General features: G+C 57.4%; 14 protein-coding genes. 9 read left to right on the top strand and 5 right to left on the bottom strand.

Features of this window, described 5'->3' with window-relative positions; translation table 11 throughout:
- Window positions 1–35: 35 nt before the first annotated feature.
- Together J3U88_RS18465 and J3U88_RS18460 are read right to left on the bottom strand one after the other, a co-directional pair.
- Window positions 36–929 (bottom strand): Crp/Fnr family transcriptional regulator, encoded by an 894-nt coding sequence (locus J3U88_RS18465; RefSeq protein WP_207860417.1) that lies wholly within the window; start codon window positions 927–929, stop codon window positions 36–38.
- Window positions 930–1595: 666 nt separating this feature from the next.
- Window positions 1596–2189 (bottom strand): COG3904 family protein, encoded by a 594-nt coding sequence (locus J3U88_RS18460; RefSeq protein ID WP_207860416.1) that lies wholly within the window; start codon window positions 2187–2189, stop codon window positions 1596–1598.
- A gap of 474 nt (window positions 2190–2663) precedes the next feature.
- On the opposite strand from J3U88_RS18460, the gene J3U88_RS18455 reads away from it, so the two are divergent.
- Window positions 2664–2861 (top strand): hypothetical protein, encoded by a 198-nt coding sequence (locus J3U88_RS18455; RefSeq protein ID WP_207860415.1) that lies wholly within the window; start codon window positions 2664–2666, stop codon window positions 2859–2861.
- Between the two features lie 128 nt (window positions 2862–2989).
- Here J3U88_RS18455 and J3U88_RS18450 read toward each other — a convergent pair whose 3' ends face one another.
- Window positions 2990–6655 carry a hydantoinase B/oxoprolinase family protein gene (locus J3U88_RS18450; RefSeq protein WP_207860414.1) on the bottom strand — a complete coding sequence of 1222 codons (3666 nt, stop codon included), beginning with the start codon at window positions 6653–6655 and terminating at the stop codon, window positions 2990–2992.
- A gap of 223 nt (window positions 6656–6878) precedes the next feature.
- On the opposite strand from J3U88_RS18450, the gene J3U88_RS18445 reads away from it, so the two are divergent.
- From J3U88_RS18445 to J3U88_RS18430, 4 genes are all read left to right on the top strand, one after another.
- On the top strand, window positions 6879–7943 hold the full coding sequence (locus J3U88_RS18445) for a M20/M25/M40 family metallo-hydrolase (protein ID WP_207860413.1): 1065 nt from the start codon (window positions 6879–6881) through the stop codon (window positions 7941–7943).
- Window positions 7936–8538, top strand: a complete 603-nt coding sequence (locus J3U88_RS18440; protein ID WP_207860412.1) for a methyltransferase domain-containing protein — start codon at window positions 7936–7938, stop codon at window positions 8536–8538. Before J3U88_RS18445 ends, J3U88_RS18440 begins: the two co-directional genes overlap by 8 nt.
- A 254-nt stretch (window positions 8539–8792) precedes the next feature.
- On the top strand, window positions 8793–9125 hold the full coding sequence (locus tag J3U88_RS18435) for a hypothetical protein (protein ID WP_207860411.1): 333 nt from the start codon (window positions 8793–8795) through the stop codon (window positions 9123–9125).
- Window positions 9122–9784 (top strand): hypothetical protein, encoded by a 663-nt coding sequence (locus J3U88_RS18430; protein ID WP_207860410.1) that lies wholly within the window; start codon window positions 9122–9124, stop codon window positions 9782–9784. Before J3U88_RS18435 ends, J3U88_RS18430 begins: the two co-directional genes overlap by 4 nt.
- 225 nt (window positions 9785–10009) lie before the next feature.
- On the opposite strand, the gene carB is transcribed toward J3U88_RS18430, so the two are convergent.
- Both carB and carA read right to left on the bottom strand, forming a co-directional pair.
- Entirely contained in the window at window positions 10010–13213 is a 3204-nt protein-coding gene (carB, locus tag J3U88_RS18425) for a carbamoyl-phosphate synthase large subunit (protein ID WP_207860409.1), read from the bottom strand.
- Window positions 13206–14291 (bottom strand): glutamine-hydrolyzing carbamoyl-phosphate synthase small subunit, encoded by a 1086-nt coding sequence (gene carA / locus J3U88_RS18420; RefSeq protein ID WP_207860408.1) that lies wholly within the window; start codon window positions 14289–14291, stop codon window positions 13206–13208. Before carA ends, carB begins: the two co-directional genes overlap by 8 nt.
- A 639-nt stretch (window positions 14292–14930) precedes the next feature.
- On the opposite strand from carA, the gene J3U88_RS18415 reads away from it, so the two are divergent.
- From J3U88_RS18415 to J3U88_RS18400, 4 genes are all read left to right on the top strand, one after another.
- A complete protein-coding gene (locus J3U88_RS18415; RefSeq protein WP_207860407.1) occupies window positions 14931–17303 on the top strand; it encodes a hypothetical protein in 2373 nt (790 codons plus the stop codon).
- Window positions 17304–17330: 27 nt separating this feature from the next.
- Window positions 17331–17606 (top strand): hypothetical protein, encoded by a 276-nt coding sequence (locus J3U88_RS18410; protein ID WP_207860406.1) that lies wholly within the window; start codon window positions 17331–17333, stop codon window positions 17604–17606.
- Between the two features lie 385 nt (window positions 17607–17991).
- On the top strand, window positions 17992–18543 hold the full coding sequence (locus J3U88_RS18405; protein ID WP_207860405.1) for a PH domain-containing protein: 552 nt from the start codon (window positions 17992–17994) through the stop codon (window positions 18541–18543).
- Entirely contained in the window at window positions 18530–20056 is a 1527-nt protein-coding gene (locus J3U88_RS18400; protein ID WP_207860404.1) for a PH domain-containing protein, read from the top strand. Before J3U88_RS18405 ends, J3U88_RS18400 begins: the two co-directional genes overlap by 14 nt.
- The last annotated feature ends 128 nt before the right edge of the window (window positions 20057–20184 follow it).

The following is a 20184-nucleotide window of genomic DNA, read 5'->3' as shown; positions in this document are numbered from 1 at the left end:
TGGGTTGTGGGGTTGAGATTGTGTCAATCGGTCGTTTAAGCCGCCGCGCCACGACGGTTTCGGGGCGGTTGTGAACCGGCTTCGGCGATCACGGGCCGCTGTTGCAGTTTGCACACCAGATCCTGGCAGATGGCGGCTTGCAGGGCTTCCAGCAGATCCGGTTGCTCCCGCTGCAACTTGGCAAGATGCAGCTTGGACCAACGAACGAGGCGCATGGCTTCGGCCGCCTTGACCGTGGCACCGGCGCCTTGACGGGTCAGGTAACTCATTTCACCAATCAACTGGCCCGCCGACAACTCGGCCACGGGCCGCCCGTCGATTTCGACCGAGCCGCGACCCGCGGCCAGGTAGTAAAGGTAATCGTGGTGCTCACCCTGACGGATCAGCGTGGTCCCTGGCGCGATATCGATCCAGGTTCCGTGGTTGAGCAAGGACAGAAAGCCCTCGCCGGTAAAAGGCGCCAGACGTTGCACGTCGTCCCTGTGACGGCGCACCTTGCCGCCGACCACCAAGGCCGCGGCGACCAATACCAAATTCTTGACAATGTACTGCCCTTCCAGGGTGAGTGCGTGGGGAAACACGCGCCAACACTGTTCCGGCAAGAGGAAAAAGGGCAACACCGTGCCGGGCATGTGCATGAACAAAAGCGCGACCCCGAAGCGGGTCAGCGGTTGAAACAAGAAACACACGCCGATGGCGACTTCCCAGAGCCCGAGCAGAAACACAAAGTGCGGGATCGGAATCCAGAAGGTGACGTCGCGGACGAGTTGATCGGCGGGACTTAAACCGAGGGGTTTAAGCATCCCGAACCAAATAAAAATGATACCGATGGCCAGGCGACAAGCGCGCAGACCGTTTTTTTCCATTAAGCCAATGACATGACGTTCGAAGTGGGGAAACCACAGATTGATTGCAGCCGTTTTTTGCATTTGAGGATACCTCATCGTGAACGTGCAGGGACAAGCACCGAGACAGCCCGTGGGGATCGACGGGGCCGGCGACGGGCTGTGCCGAAACGCAAGCGAGGGTTGCGTCATAGGTTTTCCCAAGGGAGGCGAGGGAAAAGGGCTGAAGGCACAGGGATATCGCGACCAAGGGCATGGTCCGTAGCACGATAAATAGATAGGTTCGCGTTGGTTCAAACCTATGTGAATGATTATGGAATGCCGGGTTTAAGAAGAATGAAGATGCCGGCGGAATCGAATTCGTCTCTCTAATACATGCAATAAAAATCGAAAGATTGACCCATAAAAAAAGGGTTCATGCATCAAAAGCAGGCAGCGAGGCCTATTGTACCACACCCCGATGCCTTTTGCGCCGTCTCTCTTACCAATTAAATTCGCAAAATAAAGATAATTTTCGGGATTTATTACGCGGAGTACCCGACTTATTTAGTTTCAAAAGCAAAAGAAAGTACGATAAGTTTTGCGTTGTACACGATGGCTAAAAACCTTAATCAACCCACGCGCTACCGTCAACAGCAGGCGCCGCCTTACGTGCTGTTTATCACAGAGTTAATAGTGGTGATTTTCGATGCCGACAGAGGTTGCTACGGCTGTCACAAAAGTTGGTTTTCGAAAGAAAAAGCACGCACCTTAAGGTTTTTCCGTCAGAAATCCGTACTGTTCCATTTCTTCACGGGACATCCAGTGCATGCCCTCGGCAGGCGCAGCTTCAAGGGTGAACCAATAAAAGGATTCGGGGATGTTCATGTCGCGGTAGTACTCGAGGTAGATCTGATGGTCGGGGTGATCTTTGGCAAGATCGCCGCCCTGCAATTCCGCCTTACCGAATCCCTCGGCCCAAGAATGAACCCCGATTTGGGCGCCCGGCTCGATGGTGCGTTTCACGCCGGCCAGGAAAAAGTCGGTGCCCCCTGAGGCAATCACCCCATTGGCCGGAACATGGGTCGCCAGTCCTTTTTCTCTGACAAGCCGAGCAGCCACGAAATTGGCCTCGTCGTCGACCGAACCTTCCACGTCCAGCAAAACAATGGTGGTGATCTGGGGATTGCGCTCCAGCACCTCGGCCAAACGCTTGGGGGTGTAGGAATCGATGACGCCTTCCATAATCAGCCGCTGATCCTCGGGAAAAAACACTGCTTGCCGATGAAAGCTAAGGCAAGCATTCAAAGACAACATCAGGATCAGACAGGCCAACAAGGGCAGAAGGCGTTTCACTCGCTGCATGGTACTTCCTTGGGTAAGGTACGGCGGCGCAAAAAAGGCGGCCGACAGTGGGGGGTCACGATCGCAACAAAAAGCGAAGGTCCCGTGGTGCTGCAAGGTTGGTGACCACGAGGCGGGAAAATCCGTCGTTGTTCCTGCTTTTTTTACAAAGCACACATTCTTATCGAAACCCGGCCTCGGAACCATAGCCAACCTGTAACCGGAAAACAACCGCGAAATGGCAGTGCTTCCCCATTTTCTGGATACGAACACGTGCTTTGTTTCCCCGACAGATGGAGCGGGGAAAACCGTCAGGGCACCCGAGCGCCGCGCATCGATTGCTTTTCGCAAAGGTTATCTTTTACTGAAATAAACAGAAAAACCGCTAATGAAGACTGCAAGTCTATTTTCGTATTTGACTTTATTTTCGCTTTCAATGTATTGTGATCGAGCTCACAAAGCAAAGATTTAATCCTCATGTCCTGGAGATGACTTATGCTCAAGAAGATTCTTGTTTCTGTATTTTTGTTTTCCGCCGTAGCCACCGGCGCTTCTCAGTTGGTTGGCGGCGATACGCCACCCGATGTCCAGTTTAGCTGCATGCAGTACGCCGACCAATTTGGCAAGCGCGGCTCGGCTAAATGGTTAAAAGCTTACGAAGCGTGTATTTGCTCTATCCAAGCGTGTTACTAATCCACTTGGATTTCCAGAACGAAATCTGAATTGGTTAACATGATGGGTGCCGCCGGTGATGGTGTTTGGTGGAAAACCGGGCGGCCCCAAACCGACAAGCGCGATACCCGGACTTAGGTTCATACGGGTCATCGCGCTTTTTCGTTCGCTGCATCACCGAACCCCCCACCACCCGGCGTTTCGATTTCCAACACGTCGCCTGGCGCAACAGCGATCTCCGCACAACTGGGCAAGGTGTCGACGGCCCCGGTGATGCGCCACCATCGGGTTCGACCCGCCCGCCCTGATTGACCACCACCAAGACCGAAGGGCGGAACTTCGCGACGGTTGGCCAGGATCGCCGCGGTCATCGCGGCCAAAAAGCGCACGCGCCGGACCACGCCGTCGCCGCCCCGAAAACGACCCGCGCCGCCACTCCCACGACGGATTGCGAACCGTTCCAACAAGACCGGAAAACGCAATTCCAAAACCTCGACATCGGTAATGCGGGAGTTGGTCATGTGGGTTTGAACCGCATCGGCACCGTCGTATCCATCACCCGCGCCGGCGCCGCCACAAATGGTTTCGTAGTATTGTCGCGTCGCATTGCCGAAGGTGAAGTTGTTCATCGTACCTTGGGCGGCGGCTTGCACGCCGAGCGCGCCAAATAAGGCATCCGTCACCACTTGCGAGGTTTCGACGTTGCCCGCGACCACCGCGGCCGGAAAACGCGGCGCAAGCATACTGCCCTCGGGGATATGAATCGTCAGTGGCTTGAGGCAACCGGCGTTAAGCGGGATGTTCTCTTCCACCAAACAGCGAAACACATACAGAACCGCGGCTTTGGTAACGGCCGCGGGGGCGTTGAAGTTGTCGTCTTGTTGCGGTGAGGTACCGGTGAAATCCACAACCGCGGTACCTTGCTCGGGGTCGGTGGTGACCTGGACCGCGACGACGCTGCCGGAATCACAGGTATAGCGGAAAGCGCCGCTCTTCAACACACCAATCACACGGCGCACACAGGTTTCCGCGTAATCCTGTACGTGTTGCATGTAGGCGATGACCACCGCGCGACCGTAGCGATCCACCAACTTTCGCAGTTCTTCCGCACCTTTGTGGTTGGCCGCCGCTTGGGCACGCAGGTCGGCCATGTTTTGCGCTGGATTGCGGGCGGGGTAGGGACCCGAGCTGAGCAAAGCCAACAGGGCTTCCTCCCGCCAGGCCCCGTTTTCCACCAGCGGAACCATGTCGAACAGCACGCCTTCTTCCTCGATGGACCTGCTGAACGGCGGCATGGAGCCCGGGGTTTTGCCGCCGACGTCCGCATGGTGACCCCGTGAGGCGACAAAAAACAAAAGCTCAGCACCCGCGCGATCAAAGACAGGAGAAACCACGGTGATATCGGGCAGGTGGGTGCCGCCGTTGTAGGGATCGTTGATCGCGTAAACATCCCCCGGCGCAAAGAGGCGTTGTTCCTCACGGTGGCGCTGAATCAAGGCCTGCACACTCTCGCCCATGGAGCCCAAATGGACCGGCATGTGAGGCGCGTTGGCAATCAGGAACCCATTGCCGTCGAAGACCGCGCAGGAAAAATCAAGCCGTTCCTTAATATTGACCGAGACGCTGGTGTTTTGGAGCACAAACCCCATTTGTTCGGCAATGGACATGTAGAGGTTGTTAAAGATTTCGAGGCGCACTGGATCGACTGCAACCGCGTTGGGATCGTCCCCGCCGCCGGCAACCTGGGTGCCGACGCGCTCCACCATGAGGCATTGTTCGTGGCGGGCGCGCCAGCCGGGATCCACCGTGACCGCGGTTAGCGGGTTGACGATGACCGCGGGACCGTCAATTGCTTGGCCGGGTTCGAGTGCCGCCCAGTCGTAAACCGGTACCGCGGTTCGGACGCCGTCCAACCACATGTGGTGTTCGGGGGGTGGGCCGTCAACAAAAACGGAAGGCATGGTCGGCAGTTGGTTCAGGGTGTTTTCGGCCAAACGCGCCTCCACCTCAAGGCTTGCCACCAGCAGGGTTTTGCCTTCCAACACAAAGCCGTAACGCGCGCGGTGTCGTGCGACAAACGCCTCGGTCGCTTGCGCGACGGATTCGAAGGGAACACGCAGCGCTTCATCGCTGCCTTCGTATTTGACCTGGAGGCTGACGTGGAAGCTCGGTGTCGCATGTTTGGGCGCCTCAAGGGTTGCCACCGTCTGGGTTTTCAGTTGGGAAGCCAGTTCGTTGAGTTCGGGCCACATCCTCTCGGTTAAAGGTTGTTCCACGGTACGCGATTCAAGCACGCGAACATCGGCCAAACCCATGCCGTAAGCGGATAAAACGCCGGCGAAAGGATGGACCAGAACCGTACGCATGCCCAGCTCGGCGGCAACACGGCAGGCGAGCTGGCCGCCCGCGCCGCCGAAACACTGCAAGGCGTAGCCGGCGACATCGCGACCTTGCTGGAGTGAAATCTTTTTCACCGCGTCGGCCATGCCCGCCACCGCGAGGCGCAGGCAACCCTCGGCGACATCGACCGCCGTCGTGGCGTTACCCGTTGCGGCAGTGCTTTGGTCGGCCAAAGTTTGAAAGCGGGCGAGGGCCGCCTCGCTGTCGAGGCCTAAATCGCCGTTGGGCCCGAATACTTTGGGAAAACAGGCAGGTACCAAACGGCCGAGAATCAAGTTGGCGTCGGTAACCGTGGCCGGTCCACCCCTTCCATAGGCCGCCGGTCCGGGATCCGCGCCGGCCGAGGCGGGACCGACCTGGAAGCGCAGGCCGTCGAAGCTGAGGATGGAACCACCGCCCGCCGCCACGGTGTGAATGTCCATCATCGGCGCTTGCAGACGTATGCCGGCGACCTCACGGTTGTAGGCGCGTTCCAAATCGCCGCTGTAGTGGGCCACATCGGTGGAGGTACCGCCCATGTCGAAGGTAATCACCCGGGGGAATCCGGCTTGTTCGGCGGTGGCAACCGCGCCGACGATACCGCCCGCCGGCCCGGACAAAACACTGTTTTTGCCTTGGAAGGCGTCGGCCGCGATTAAACCGCCGTTGCTCTGCATAAACAGCAGCGGAATATCGCCTGTTTCCGCCTGGACCTGTGCCACGTAACGACGCAACACGGGCGAAAGGTAGGCATCGGCCACGGTGGTATCGGCACGATGGACCAGACGAATTAAGCCGGTCACCTGGTGGCTGAGGGAAACTTGGGTAAAACCTACCGCGGCGGCCAATGCGCCCAGGCGGCGTTCATGGGCGGGGTGCCGATAACCGTGGACCAGCGCCACCGCCACCGCCTCGAAGCCGTCGTCAAAAGCCTGCTGAAGGGCCGCGCGCGCGTGGTCCTCGTCGAGTGGGAACAGCGCCATGCCGTCAACCGAAATGCGTTCCCTGACTTCGACAACCCGCGAAAACAGGGGCACGGGCTTCTCAATTTTCCTGGCGAAAATATCGCGTCGATGCTGGCTGCCGATATGCAACACATCACCGAACCCTTCCGTAACCACGAACAGGGTTTTGGCGCCCTTGCGTTCCAACAAGGCGTTGGTCGCCACCGTCGTTCCCATTTTGACGGCTTCGACGCACGCCTGAGAAAGGTTCGGTTCCCCGTTCCGGTGCTTCGCGGGCGCGGATTGAAGCAGGCTGCGCATGCCGAACAACGCCGCGTCGCGGTAGCGTTCCGGGTGTTCCGACAGGAATTTATGGGCACTGAGGCTGCCGTCGGGCCGGCGAGCAACGATATCGGTAAAGGTACCGCCGCGATCAATCCAGAATTGCCAAGCAGTGGGTGAATCCGAGGACGGGTTTGACGCGTGGGACAAGGGGCCCTCCCAAAAATGTGGGTTTCAGGAACATGCCCCAACCAAACCACAGGTCCCCACGCCGTTCAAGCACGAAGGGTACCAGCACAATTTTGATACGGCGTTTTCTTTTCTTGGTCGTTGCATAAGGTAAAATGGCTTTTCTGTAAATGCCTCACTCAATTTTCACATCCGCTGACCAGGGCCCCTTCAAAACCATCTCGCTTTAAAGGAAAGACCTCCTATGAACCCTTCCCGCTTTACCCTCATTCGCATCCTGCTTTGCTGCTGTCTGACCGCACCCTTTTGGGTTTCCGCCGAGGAGCCGATCCCCCAAACCAGCGCCAAACAGTTAAAAACCTGGGTTGACGAACTCGCCGGCGACGCCATGGAAGGTCGCAAAGAGGGGACGCCGGGCGCAAAACGCGCCGCCGAATGGCTGGCCAATGAATTTAAAACCCTCGGCCTAAAGCCGTTGCCAGGAGCTGAAGGTTACTTCCAATCGTTTGATTTCACGTTTCAGAAACAAGAACTTTCGGCGCGAAATGTGATGGCCATGCTCGAGGGTTCCGATCCCAAGCTCAAAGACGAATGGATCATGCTGAGCGCCCATTACGACCACGTGGGCACCAAACCCGAGGGCGAAGGCGACCTCATTTTTAACGGGGCCGACGACAATGCCAGTGGTGTGGCGGTCTGTTTGGCGGTCGGCGAGGTGCTGGCCAAAATGAAGAAAGAAGGGCGCGGCCCGAAGCGTTCCGTGGTGATCATCGGCTGGGCGGCCGAGGAGTTGGGTTTGTTCGGCTCGGGTCATTTTGCCAAAAACCCGCTGTTACCGCTGGAGAAAATGGTGGTTAATCTCAACTTTGAGATGGTGGGTCACACCAAAAAGCTCGGCAAAAAGAAGCTGTGGCTAACCGGCGGCCCTTACAGCGATCTGCACAAAATCGTCATCGCCAAAGCCAAGGATGCGGGTTGGGAATACGTGGACGCCCCGTTCCCCAAGCTCAATTTGTTTGTGCGCTCCGACAACATTCGCTTCGCGATGCTGGAGTCCGACCGCGAGAAACGCACCGCGGTGGGCATTCCGGCCCACTCTTTTTCCACCTGGGGCGGCGGTGAGCACTACCACCAGGTACACGACAACCCCGAACACCTGGACATCGAAAACATGACGGAGCTGGCCGGGATCATGACCGCCATCACGCGCCAAGTCGCCGACCAAAAAGCGTGGATCCAGTGGCTTGAAAACGATTTCTACAGCTTCTCGCGTTACAAAGGAAAAACCGCCGAAGCGGCCAATGACTGATCCCTTTTTATCGGCCGCCCATTGGGAACAGGTCTGGCAGGACGCCGACACGCGCTGGGACCTGGGCGGCGTAACCCCGGCGTTGATCGCGTTTTTGCGCGACACCAAGGTCACCGGTTCGGTGCTGGTTCCCGGCTGCGGTACGGGGCACGACGCGTTTTATTGGGCGAAAAAAGGCGGTCACACGCTCGGCGTCGACTTCGCCCCCACGGCCCTGGCCACGGCCCAAACTACCTACGAGCATCCACGATTAAGCTGGGAACAGGCCGACGTGCGCCGGCTCGATTTCGCGGCCCGTTTCGATTGGATCTGGGAATACACCTGTTTCTGTGCGCTCGATCCGAGCGACCGAGGCGATTACCTCGACGGTATCCAGCGTGCCCTCAAGCCCGGCGGCACCTACCTCGGCATGGTGTTTCGCCAGGTTACCCGTCGGGAAGGCCCACCTTTCGCGGTGGCGTCAGAGGAATTCCAGGAGCACCTGGCCAACCGCTTCGAGATACGCGCCTATGAGGAAACCGCCTCCCATTCCATCAAACCAAGGCGAGGCCGCGAGATCTGGTTCGAGGTGAAGGGTAAGCGGATGGGTATTTGAGGCGGAACCCGACGGTTAGCGGAAGTCGCGAATGAAAACTTTTTATAAAAAAATACCGACAACCCAAAAAAACCCTGGCGCTTGCGACTTTGCGCGACTAATATTTAGCAAAACAAAGCCAACACAGAGACTTACTGATTGCCGGCACCCTCAGATTTTCGGGTGAGCCTCGCCCTGCTGTGATGTCCCCCGTCTCTTTGGCAAAAAAATGTGCACCTGACATTTGACCTCAAGGTCAACAGGGAGTAGCTTGCATGGTAGGACGGTCAATTCACGACGTGTTGCAAGACGCGATTGCGGATGGAAAGGTTCCTGAGCGGATTCTTCTTTCCTTCGCGATTCTCATTGGTTTTACCGGAATGGGCGTGATTTATGTAGGGATTTACGCCAATCCGCAAATTGAAGTGGCCGCCTTGGGTACCGCGATGGAATCGCTGGTGCTGGTGGCGGTCAATATGGTGAAGAACATACGCAGAGAGAATTATTCGATTCGGCTTTTAGAAATCCCGCTTTCAAAAGCAAGTACCAGTGAAGAGGCGGCCAAGCTGCTGAGCACTTTTTTTCGAGATACCTGGAAGAAGCAATGAAACGATTTGAAAAAACCATTGATACCTTGGTTGAAGGATTAGAAACGGGCGATGTTCACCTCAATGATCCCGGCGAGCACCGACCTATTGTCTCGAACAAAGTGCTGGGCGTGCATTGGATAACATGGCCGATTACCCTAGGTTTGCTTCTTTTCGCAGGTATTGTTTACGGGTACGACCTCATCTTACCCACGGCACATCAATCCCAGGATCGGCAACAGCACGTTGACCAGCCTGCTTCCGAGCCGCATTCGCCCCAAGAAGAAGGTTTGACTTCCGACGTGCCCAAACACCGTGCATCCGAAAACGTCTTTTCAATACAGTTTGACCAGCGTCATCTGGAAAAGCTCCGGGTTCATCCCTTATGGGATCAGGCGACCGCCCCTTCCGATGCTTACCTACCTGAGTCACCTGGTCGAACCGGTTTGAACGAATTGTCAAAAATCGACCTAGACCAACTCCTGACAAAACCGCCCTCGACGCTCAATGTTGGTGAGAAAAGCATCTTAAATACCACCATCCAGATCATTAGGTACCATCAGAACGGCAACGAACAAACGATGCAGGGCAAAGCGTTTTGGGTGGAAAAACCAACCGGTGGCTCTGTTTTCCGAGTGGAATTTTCCGACGGTGAACGCACCCCTCAAAAGATGGATTAAGCATTACAAAGAGCACACCCCTGGTCTGCTCAGGGGGGATCGGCGATTCTCCCGGTCGATGATAACCAGGCTGCTGGAGCCATCGGGATGATAGATCATGAGAGTGATGAAGCACGCATACCAGAAGGCCCACCGTCCAGGGCTGTTAGAAGCGTGCTCGGATTCCGGCACACGGCCAAGTTGAACAAAGGGGACCGGATGGAAGCATCCGGTCCCCTTTGTTTGTTAGGCTCGGTCGCGGGCCAGGTCTTGCAGGCTGTCGGCCGTCAGACGTTCCGATTTAATCGCACGGATCGCGGCAACTACCGCCATCGCGGCCGAGGTTGTCGTGATGCATGGGACGTTTAAGCGCAAGGCCTCGAACCGAATGTAACGGTCATCCTCGTGGCTTTCTTTGCCGACCGGGGTGTTGATGATCAACGCGATTTCGCCGCCCTGAATGGCATCGACAATGTTCGGGCTGCCCTGGTGGCGCTTGGCGATATCCTCGGTAGGCACCCCACGTTCACGCAGGAACTGGGCCGTACCGCGGGTGGCTACGATGGTAAAACCAAGTTGGTACAGTTCGCGGGCGACTTGGGCGATCACCTGCTTATCACTGTCGGTGACACTGATAAAGGCTTTGCCCTCACGCGGCAACTCGTAGTTGGTAGCGCGGTAGGCCTTGGCGTAGGCGTTGCCGAAGCTGCGCGCCGAACCCATCACCTCGCCGGTGGATTTCATTTCCGGGCCGAGTACCGGGTCTTCGCCTTGCAACTTATTAAACGGGAACACCGGTGATTTGACGTGCCACATGTAGGGTTCGGGCTCCAGCGGGAAGTTCAATTCTTCCAGCGTCGCACCGGCCATCACCCTGGCCGCGGTTTCGGCGACCGGGAAACCAATCGCCTTGGCGGCGAAGGGTACGGTACGGGAACAGCGCGGGTTCGCCTCAATCACGTACAGCTCGTCGCGCCAGATGGCGTATTGCACGTTGAGCAGGCCGACAACGCCGAGGTTTTCCGCCAATGCGCGGGTGGCGCGTTTGATTTCGGTGATTTGGGTGGGCGAAAGCGCAACCGGCGGTAGGACGCAGGAGGAATCGCCGGAGTGAATACCCGCTTCCTCGATATGCTGCATGATGCCGACGATGGAAACCTGTTTGCCGTCGGCCATCGCGTCCACGTCCAATTCGATGGCGTCGTCTAAGAAGCGGTCGATGAAAATCGGTTGGTTCGGGGTTGCTTCCATCGCCAATCGCAGGCTGTGGTCCAACTCTTCCTGATCCCATACAATCGACATCGCCCGGCCACCCAAGACAAAGCTGGGTCGTACCATCAAGGGAAACCCAAGTTCCTTGGCAAAGGCATTGGCTTCCTCAATGTCGTTGGCGGTTCGGTTTTCAGCTTGGCGCAGGTTGGTGGCTTCGATGACTTGGGCGAACGCCTCGCGGTCCTCAACACGGTGGATGATTTCACTGGAAGTCCCGATGATGCGGAACCCCAAATCCGAAAGGGGTTCGGCCAGGTTGAGCGAAGTTTGACCGCCGAAGGCTACCGCGACCGCGTCCGGTTTCTCGAAGTTGAGGATCGAGAGAACCCGTTCAAGCGTGAGCGGTTCGAAGTAAAGCCGGTCGGCCACGTCGAAATCGGTCGAAACCGTTTCCGGGTTGCAGTTGACCATGATGGTTTTGAAGCCGGCCTTTTTGAATCCGTTAACGGCCTGAACACAACAGTAATCGAACTCAATCCCTTGACCGATACGGTTGGGACCACTGCCGATGATGACCACTTTCGGTCCCGGCAGGGGTTCCACTTCGCTTTCCTCGCCGGCCGCACCGTAGAGGTAGGGGGTTTCGCAGGGGAACTCGCCCGCGCAGGTGTCAACGGCCTTGTAGCCATAAGGGAGTTGGCTCGTCTTGGCACGAACCGTGGTTTCCTCCTCACCCATCAAGAGGGCGATCCCCGCATCCGAAAGGCCCCAGAATTTGGCCAATCGCAGCAAGTCCTCGGGCAAGCTGTCAAGCCTGTGTTCGCTGAGCTGTTGCTCGATGGCGACGATGTCGCGGAAGTGGGTCAAGAACCAAGGGTCGATGTGGGTCAGCTCATAAATCCGATCCACATCCCAACCCGCGCGCAAGGCATGAAAAATACTGCGCATGCGCAGCCAGTTGGGCACGGTCAAACGCTTTTCCAAATTTTCAGGTGGCTCGCTACGGGGGATGCCCAGGTGGTGACGGCCCTGTTCCAAGGATTGCACCGCTTTAAGGAAGGCTTCCTTGAAACCGCGGCCCAAAGACATCACCTCACCGACGGATTTCATCTGGGTGGTTAGGGTCGCATTGGCACGGGGAAACTTTTCAAAGGCCCAACGCGGGAACTTAATGACCACATAATCCAAGCTCGGCTCAAAGCTTGCCGGCGTGATTTTGGTAATTTGGTTGGCTAACTCGTCCAAGGTGTAACCCAAGGCGAGTTTGGCGGCCACCTTGGCAATCGGATAACCCGTTGCCTTGGAAGCCAGCGCGGAGCTGCGCGATACCCGAGGGTTCATCTCAACCACAATCACCCGGCTGGTTTTTGGATCGACGGCAAACTGCACGTTGGAGCCGCCGGTATCAACCCCAACCAAGCGAAGAATCTTGAGCGACATATCGCGCAACGTTTGGTACTCGCGGTCGGTGAGGGTTTGCGCCGGGGCGACGGTGATGGAATCACCGGTGTGCACACCCATGGCGTCGAGGTTTTCAATCGAACACACGATGATGCAGTTATCGGCTTTGTCGCGAATGACTTCCAGCTCAAATTCTTTCCAACCGATGATCGATTCTTCCACCAGGATTTGGCTGTTGGGCGAAGCGGTTAAACCGGCGTGGGCAATGGATTCAAACTCTTCCAACGAATGGGCCACACCACCGCCGGAGCCGCCCAAGGTGAAACTGGGACGGATGATTACCGGGAACCCGATGTCTTTTTGGATGGTACGCGCCTCATCCATGGAATGCGCGAAACCACCGCGGCACGTGTCCATGCCGTTGTCGGTCATCAAATCGCGGAATTTGAGGCGATCCTCACCGAGGGAGATCGCCTCAACGCTGGCGCCGATCATCTCGACGCCGTACTTTTCCAAAATTCCGCGCTCCGCCAAGGTAATGGCGAGGTTTAGCGCCGTTTGGCCACCCATGGTGGGGAGCAGCGCGTCGGGTTTTTCTTTTTGGATGATGGTTTCCAAGAAACCAGGCGTCAGGGGTTCGATGTAGGTGGCGTCGGCCAAATCGGGGTCCGTCATGACCGTGGCCGGGTTGGAGTTAACCAGGATGACGCGGATCCCTTCTTCTTTGAGCGCACGAATGGCTTGTACCCCGGAATAATCGAATTCGCAGGCCTGGCCGATCATGATCGGGCCGCTGCCGATTAATAGGACACTTTGGATATCCTCGCGTTTAGGCATCCCCGCCCCCCTTGTGTTGGTTCACTTGTTTTAGGAAATAATCGAAGTGGTCGAGGCAATCGTTGGGGCCGGGCGCCGCTTCGGGGTGGAACTGAACGCCGAATACCGGTTTCTCGCGCATGCGGAACCCTTCCAACGAGCCATCGAACAAACTGTGGTGGGTAATTTCGCAGGTATCGACCGGGATCGATTCCTCGTGGACGGCAAAACCGTGGTTCTGCGAGGTGATCACCACCCGTTTGTCGAATTTGACGGGATGGTTGCCGCCGCGGTGGCCAAAAGGCAGTTTGTAAGTTTCGCCGCCGATGGCAAGGGCCATTAACTGGAACCCAAGGCAGATGCCCATGGTGGGATAGGTATCCATTAGCTTGGCAACCGTGGGGCGCACGCCGGGTACGGCGGCGGGGTCACCAGGTCCGTTGGACAATAAAATGCCGTCGGGCTTCAAGGCCTCAATCGCCGCAAAGTCGGTGTTCCAGGGAACCTGGGTCACGCGACAACCGCGCTCAACCAGGGCGCGAATGGTTGCCAACTTAATGCCCAAGTCGAGCAACACAATGTGGGTTTCGCCGTCACCGTGGATCACCTTTTCTTGGGTAGACACCTCGGGAACCAAATTGGCACCGGCCATGGGTGCCGCGGCCGCCAAATCTTTGGCAGCCTCTTCTACCGCGATTTCCGCGGGGACGATCATCACATTTCGGGGGCCTTCATCTCGGATCATTTGGGTCAATTTGCGTGTGTCCAACCCGATAATGGCGGTCACACCGATTTCAGCCAAAAAAGCGTCGAACGTTTGTTGGTAACGGTTGTGGAACGAGCCGGGGCTCAGGTTCCGCAACACCATGCCGGCCGCATGGCCCAACGTCGACTCACTTACCTCCAGGTGACAACCGTAGTTGCCGACCTCGGGGTAAGTCAACACCACGATCTGGCGGTGGTAACTGGGATCCGTCAAAATCTCTTGATAGCCGGTCATCGAAGTGTTGAACACCAATTCGCCCAGTTGGGGGCGTTTGGCGCCAATCAATTCGCCCTGAAGCGCACGGCCGTCAGGGAACAGCAGGTATCCTTGCAAAGGGGGCCTCCGAATACACGAAAGGCGGTGACCAGGTGCTGATGCTGATAACCGCCTCGGTTAAATTGTCTGGCTGAAAACGCCATTCTATACAGCCCACCCATCAACCGCAATTGCAATTTTGCGTTAGACAGACGGGTAGCCAACCGCGCCGACCCAAAAAGGTGACGCTAAGCTACTCAAAAGAAGGGCTTTGCATTGATACTTGGCGAAGGTTCCGGGTGTAACGGTGATCAACGAGGCAACAAAGCCGTCACATGCTCGAATGGTCGCGGCATTCGAACCCTGGATAAACGCCGCATAAACTAACATAATTTTGCATATTTAAACCAGAATATTCACAGAAATATTGGGTCCACCCTTGAAAACCGTCGCTTCCGCATCAAAAGACCGCCCTTTTTTCGTCCTTCGCTTGCTTGCAAAAGCTGTGACAGGTAGGCTTAGCGTGCCGTTGAGCTCCAGGGGCTCACCGTCGTCCCACTTTTTGGAACAAGGGTGGGTCGGCCCTACACGCGACCACAACGCGCGTGTTTTGTCCCAAACAGCACCAACTGATGCGAATAACACAGCGATCAAAGGGGGGACCGCACGCGATGCAGCGGGCAAACCGTCTCGTGGATCGCGGCGAGGAACCTTCTCATGAATGCCTACTTCGGTTCGGATTCCGGCCACGAGCAAGATCTATCGATCGGCTCGATCCTGGCCATCATCTTTATTTGTTTGGTCGCCTATGCACCCTTGGCCGACACAGGAATCCTCAACGACGACCGCGTGTTCCTCGACTATGCCGCGCGGCTCACTTGGAATCCCGCCCGTTCAGAAGTTGCCGACTACGTTTTCCACGGCCAGGTCTTACGTGACTTTGTGGTTTTCGAAAGCACCCATCCCCCCCTCATTCCCTATTACCTGCGCCTCCTCCAAACCGCCCTTGGCCCCCAATGGGGCGACCACCTGTTTTTTATGCACTTGGCTTTTGCGCCGTTTTTAATCCTCGCGGCCTTGGGTTGCGCGGGTCTGATCCGCCGCACTACCGAACAGCCCGGCTGGCTGGCGCTGGCCTTGGTGCTCGGCCCGCTTTTTCTACCCAATGCGGTAACACTCATGGCCGATGTACCCCTGTTCGCCTTTTGGGTGGGCGGCTTGTGGTTTTGGGAACGCGCCATGGACCGATCCGGTCGCGCCGCGGTGGTTCAGTACACGCTCGCGCTGTTTTGCGCTTGGTGCGCCGTTTTCACCGCCTACCAAGGCCTGGGCTTGTTGGTCCTGATGGCGTTACGCGGCGTGGGACGGGGTCGTGTCGGCGAAACCCTGGTGCTCACCATCGCGGTCCTGGCACCGTTCGTGCTCTGGCTTGGCCAGGTCTATTACAACCACGGCATCTTTCCTTACTTTGCGCCGCCTCGCGAAGCATTAAGCATCACCACCGAGGTCAATAAAGGGCTCGTCCTGGAAAATATTTGGGCCAAAACCCGCGTGATGGTGCTGTACCTCGGCGCCGCGCTCGGGTTCTTCGCCCCGTTCTCGACGGCCTTCCGCGGCCAGGACGGCCCCGCTTACCCACTGCTCGCCTGCCTTGGCTGGGGCTGGGTCCTGGTGTTGCCTTTTGTCGGCGTCGGTTTCCCGGGCTGGTTGCCCTGGCTGTTCACGGCGCTTGGCTTAGCTTTTGTCGCCTTAATTCCCCGCGCCTTGAAGGAACTGGCCACGGATCGCGAATACGCGCTTTGGTGGTTCACGCTCCTGGTTTGGGCCGGCGGCATGGCGATGTTCCAAATGTTCCTCGCCGCCTTCGCCTCGCCCCGCTATAACCTGCTGCTACTCGGCGCAACCTTCTTGGCGCTCCTGAAAACCTTGCCCGCGGTGCCCGCCATCCGCGGTGGTTTGCTGCTGGCGACGCTCCTTTCCGTTGTGCTCGGCTGGACCACCGCCCAGAGCGAACGCACCTTTTCCCATGCCCAAGATCTCAGCCGTCTACCGCTGCCGGAAGACCCGAGCCAGATTCACGTGGTCGGTGAAATGGGGGTTCGTTTCACCGGCGAACGCCTGGGCATGACGTATTTGCAGAAAGGCGAGGAGCAAAAGGTACGCCGCCTGTTAATTCCACACCGCACCGACCGGATCGCGGTTGACCCAAGCTTGATGGAACGGGCCGAATTGGTGCAAAGTTTCGAAATTGAAAACCCATGGCCGATCCAGCTCCGCGACGAAACAACCCACACCAACTTCTACGTGCATGCGCGGGGAATTTTGCCCTACCGCTTCGGCAGGGGTATCGCGGAACGCTACGATTTGTACCGCGTCTACCAGCCTGTCCTGCCGCCATGGCAGCCCGAGGCCTCGGCGTTACGCCCCCTCGGCCCGATCACCGCCGACGCCCCGTTCGCCATGAACTTCATGACCGCTCACGACGGGCTCACCAGACTTAGAATCAACCTCGCTACCTACAACCGCATCAATCGCAGCACGTTGATCGTAACCATTGAGGACGATAACGGCCCCGACGAGCAAGCGCGGCCCCTCTGGCGGCAGACCGTTGACGCCGCCACGCTCCAAGACAACGCCTGGCTTCAACTCGATTTCGAGCCCCTGGCGAGCGCCCGTCGGCCATTGCGCTTAACCCTAACCTCCCCCGACGCCGCGGTCGACAGCGCGGTCACCTTGTGGGTCGACGGCGGCAACAGTTTCGATTTCAACTACGCGGGTGTACCCCAGGCCGGTCGTCCCGCTGTCGAACTCTTCTGCTTACCCCGCACCGAGGCATCCGCCGTCCAGGGCAACCCCCCGCTACCCACACCCGGCGCACCCGTTGAGGGCGAACCCACGCCGGCAACCTCGGAACCGGCGGAAGGTGAACCGACCCCGGCGCTGCCGAACCCAGACGCCCCAAGCGATACCGAGACCGGAAACGATGCGGGCGAATCCCCTACCGAAAACCAACCCGACTCGGGGGAAAACCCAGGCGACGACCCGCCCCCGCAAGACCCAGCGAACGAATTCGGGCACTTTCTGTTATAATGGGCGGCGTTTGAGACGGGGGTTTTCATGCTAACCACGACACTGATGGCAATTACCATTTTCGGCCTGTGTTTTTTCGGCCTCGGCATCGGCTTTTTTATCCGCGGTGTCGCCATGAAGGCATCTTGCCGCAGCACGGCCCACTTTATGGACGAAGAACCCAGTTGCGGCGGCTGCGCCAAAAAAGAAAAAGAGCTGTGCCCCTCCGACGATGAAACCGGTCTGCTGGGCATCTCCCAAATCAGCAACCCACACCGCACGCTTAAAGAGCGCCCCGGCCCCGAACCCGGCTACCAAGTTTAGACACAAATTGCAGCACGGGTGCATCGCCTGAGTTAAAACACACATACTCCGCGCGACCCTTTGGCCGGTATTTTTCACATGGGTTTCGGTCACCTTCCGCCCCATATGAAGGCTACAGATACGGCAAATTGATTCCGGCGTTTAAGCGATCCGCACAAAACCTCGGGTTGCGTAATCCCCTCGTGAACAGGACACCACAAGATCGGCAATCACCTGATTGGTAACGATTCAATCCTTGCGGCATTGCGGAACCCAGGCCAGGGTCGCGAAATAACCGCGAAGTCAAGCAAACGACCCAATCGCAGCACTTTCAGCCCCGAGACATAACGCTGGGTGAGAATTGCGGGCTAGGGTAGAATGGTGCCATTGCGAACAGGAGTGACCCATGGAATATTCGCCTCCCATTCGGCGCGCGGATGCGACCCTTGAGAATGTCGGCGAAATTGAACCCAAACCCACCGCCACCTTCTACCGCCTTGATCCCAATGTGCGCATCACCTGGATGCTGGGCCGGATTATTTCCTTTTTCTTCATCATGTTCCCGGTGACCTTTCTTTTGATTCTCGCGGTCGGTCTCAGCGGTTGGATACGGTTCGGCCTGTTCACCGCCTGCGGCCTGATGGTGATGATCGCGGGCGGACAAATTTTTTGGCCGTTTGTCGCCTATCCTCACTGGGGCTATGCGTTGCGCGATCACGACCTTTTAATTCGCCGCGGCGTCATTGTCAAACGCATCTACGCGGTTCCCTTCTCGCGCATCCAGCACGTGGACACCCATTCCGGGTGGATGGAACGCAGCTTCGGCCTCGCCAATTTGGTCGTACACACGGCCGGCGCCATGTTGGGATCGTTGACGGTGCCAGGCTTGCCCAAGGAAGACGCCGAGGCACTGCGTGACTACCTCTCGGAGGTCGGGCACACCCATGCAAACATCTGAAATTCCGGAGGATTGGCAAGCGCTGCACCCAACCATGCTGCTCTTCGGTTCGGGTGAAATGATTTCGCGCCTGATCTTGCCGCTTGTTTTTGTGTTCCTTCTGAACCCGGCCAGCTTTGGCATGATGTTCTGGGTCGGTATAGCCGTTTTAACGTCTATGTCCACCCTGTTGGCCCGCTATGCCAGCTTCCGCTACGCCACCATCGACGGCAGCATTTGCATCCGCGAAGGTATTTTCTCCAAAAAAGTGCGCCGCATTCCCGCCAAACGCATTCACAACATCAACATCCGCCAGAACTTGGTCGCCCGCCGGCTCAATGTCGTCCGTCTCGATATTGAAACCGCGGGCGGGGGCGCCGCCGAGGCGTCTTTGCCCGCCTTGTCCCATGGAGAAGCACAACGACTGTTCGCGTATTGGCGCCGGGAGAAAAGCGGAGAAATTGAAGCAGCGGACACCCAACTGCTGGCGGAAGACGACGCAACCCCGTTTTACCGAATTTCCCATCGCGACATTCTGGTTGCGGGTGCAACCACCCATCGGCTCGGCATCATTTTTGTTGCTTTCGCCGGTCTGTTCCAGCTGTTTGAGGACCGGATCTTTAACTCAATGGCCGGCCAAGGACCCGAGTTGCTACAACAAGGCGTAGAAACGGTCCAAGGGCTTGGGGATCAGTCCTGGTGGCAGGTCGCCCTGTTGGTGTGCGGCACCCTGATCACGTTGCTTTTTACCGCTTGGATGCTCAGCATTATCACCGCTTTTATTCGCTGGTACCAATTCACCATTCGCCATAATCACGACAGCGTCAGCATCAAAACCGGCCTGTTCACCTTGCGACAATACAACTTCCCCTTGAACAAGGTTCAGGCGCTGCGCTGCCGTATCACACCTTTACGGCGGCCCCTGGGGTTGATGCAAATTTTTGTACAGTCGGCCGGCCACGTCGGATTTCAAGACGGCGGCCAAGGCGAGTCCGATTTACTCGTTCCCATCACCGCGGTCAAGCAAACCCAACACTTTGTTCAATGCGTTTGGCCCAACGCGGGCTGGAACCACTTGGCCTGGCGCCCGGTCCACAAGTACACCCGTACGCGTCAATTCCGCCAACTGCTGCTCCTGCTTGCCGTGCTCATCACGGCCCTAATCGCCGTCTACGCGGGCGAAACCTGGGCTCAAACCCTCGCCGTTCTTCTGACGGTGATCGGCATCCCCGCGTCATGGGTGATTGCCCATGCGACTTGGCGCCAAACAGGTTACGCCTTCGACCTGCGCTTTGTATATGTCAAAACCGGGTTTTTGGGCCTTCATTATTGGGTGATCCCGCTCAGTAAAATTCAAAACGCGGCGGTCCACCAAACCCCGTTCCAATATGTGCGCGGTTTGGCGGAACTCCAATTAGATGTGGCAGGTTCCGGTAGCGGCGCGATCTTCATTCCCAACATCGATGTCAAAGAAGCCTGGCTGATGTTTAACCGCTTCATCAACCCCCGACCCGGTACCGACGCGGGCTGGTAACGCGAAGCGGCTTCTCTCGCAACGGTTCCCGGCTACACCAAAGCCGGCGGGTTGTGTTATACTGCGCGATTTGAGCGCCGCACCTCATGGTTTCACCGTGCAGCGCCACATAAAGCCGCATTCGGGGG

The sequence above is a fragment of the Acanthopleuribacter pedis genome, from assembly GCF_017377855.1.
GTDB lineage: Bacteria > Acidobacteriota > Holophagae > Acanthopleuribacterales > Acanthopleuribacteraceae > Acanthopleuribacter > Acanthopleuribacter pedis.
This window is presented reverse-complemented; position numbering and strand designations above follow the sequence as displayed.

Excerpts from the sequence above, each read along its gene's own strand:
- J3U88_RS18465 (WP_207860417.1), bottom strand. The coding sequence starts at position 929 with ATGCAAAAAACGGCTGCAATCAATCTGTGGTTTCCCCACTTCGAACGT.
- J3U88_RS18460 (WP_207860416.1), bottom strand. The coding sequence starts at position 2,189 with ATGCAGCGAGTGAAACGCCTTCTGCCCTTGTTGGCCTGTCTGATCCTG.
- J3U88_RS18455 (WP_207860415.1), top strand. The coding sequence starts at position 2,664 with ATGCTCAAGAAGATTCTTGTTTCTGTATTTTTGTTTTCCGCCGTAGCC.
- J3U88_RS18445 (WP_207860413.1), top strand. The coding sequence starts at position 6,879 with ATGAACCCTTCCCGCTTTACCCTCATTCGCATCCTGCTTTGCTGCTGT.
- J3U88_RS18440 (WP_207860412.1), top strand. The coding sequence starts at position 7,936 with ATGACTGATCCCTTTTTATCGGCCGCCCATTGGGAACAGGTCTGGCAG.
- J3U88_RS18435 (WP_207860411.1), top strand. The coding sequence starts at position 8,793 with ATGGTAGGACGGTCAATTCACGACGTGTTGCAAGACGCGATTGCGGAT.
- J3U88_RS18430 (WP_207860410.1), top strand. The coding sequence starts at position 9,122 with ATGAAACGATTTGAAAAAACCATTGATACCTTGGTTGAAGGATTAGAA.
- carB (WP_207860409.1), bottom strand. The coding sequence starts at position 13,213 with ATGCCTAAACGCGAGGATATCCAAAGTGTCCTATTAATCGGCAGCGGC.
- J3U88_RS18415 (WP_207860407.1), top strand. The coding sequence starts at position 14,931 with ATGAATGCCTACTTCGGTTCGGATTCCGGCCACGAGCAAGATCTATCG.
- J3U88_RS18410 (WP_207860406.1), top strand. The coding sequence starts at position 17,331 with ATGCTAACCACGACACTGATGGCAATTACCATTTTCGGCCTGTGTTTT.
- J3U88_RS18405 (WP_207860405.1), top strand. The coding sequence starts at position 17,992 with ATGGAATATTCGCCTCCCATTCGGCGCGCGGATGCGACCCTTGAGAAT.
- J3U88_RS18400 (WP_207860404.1), top strand. The coding sequence starts at position 18,530 with ATGCAAACATCTGAAATTCCGGAGGATTGGCAAGCGCTGCACCCAACC.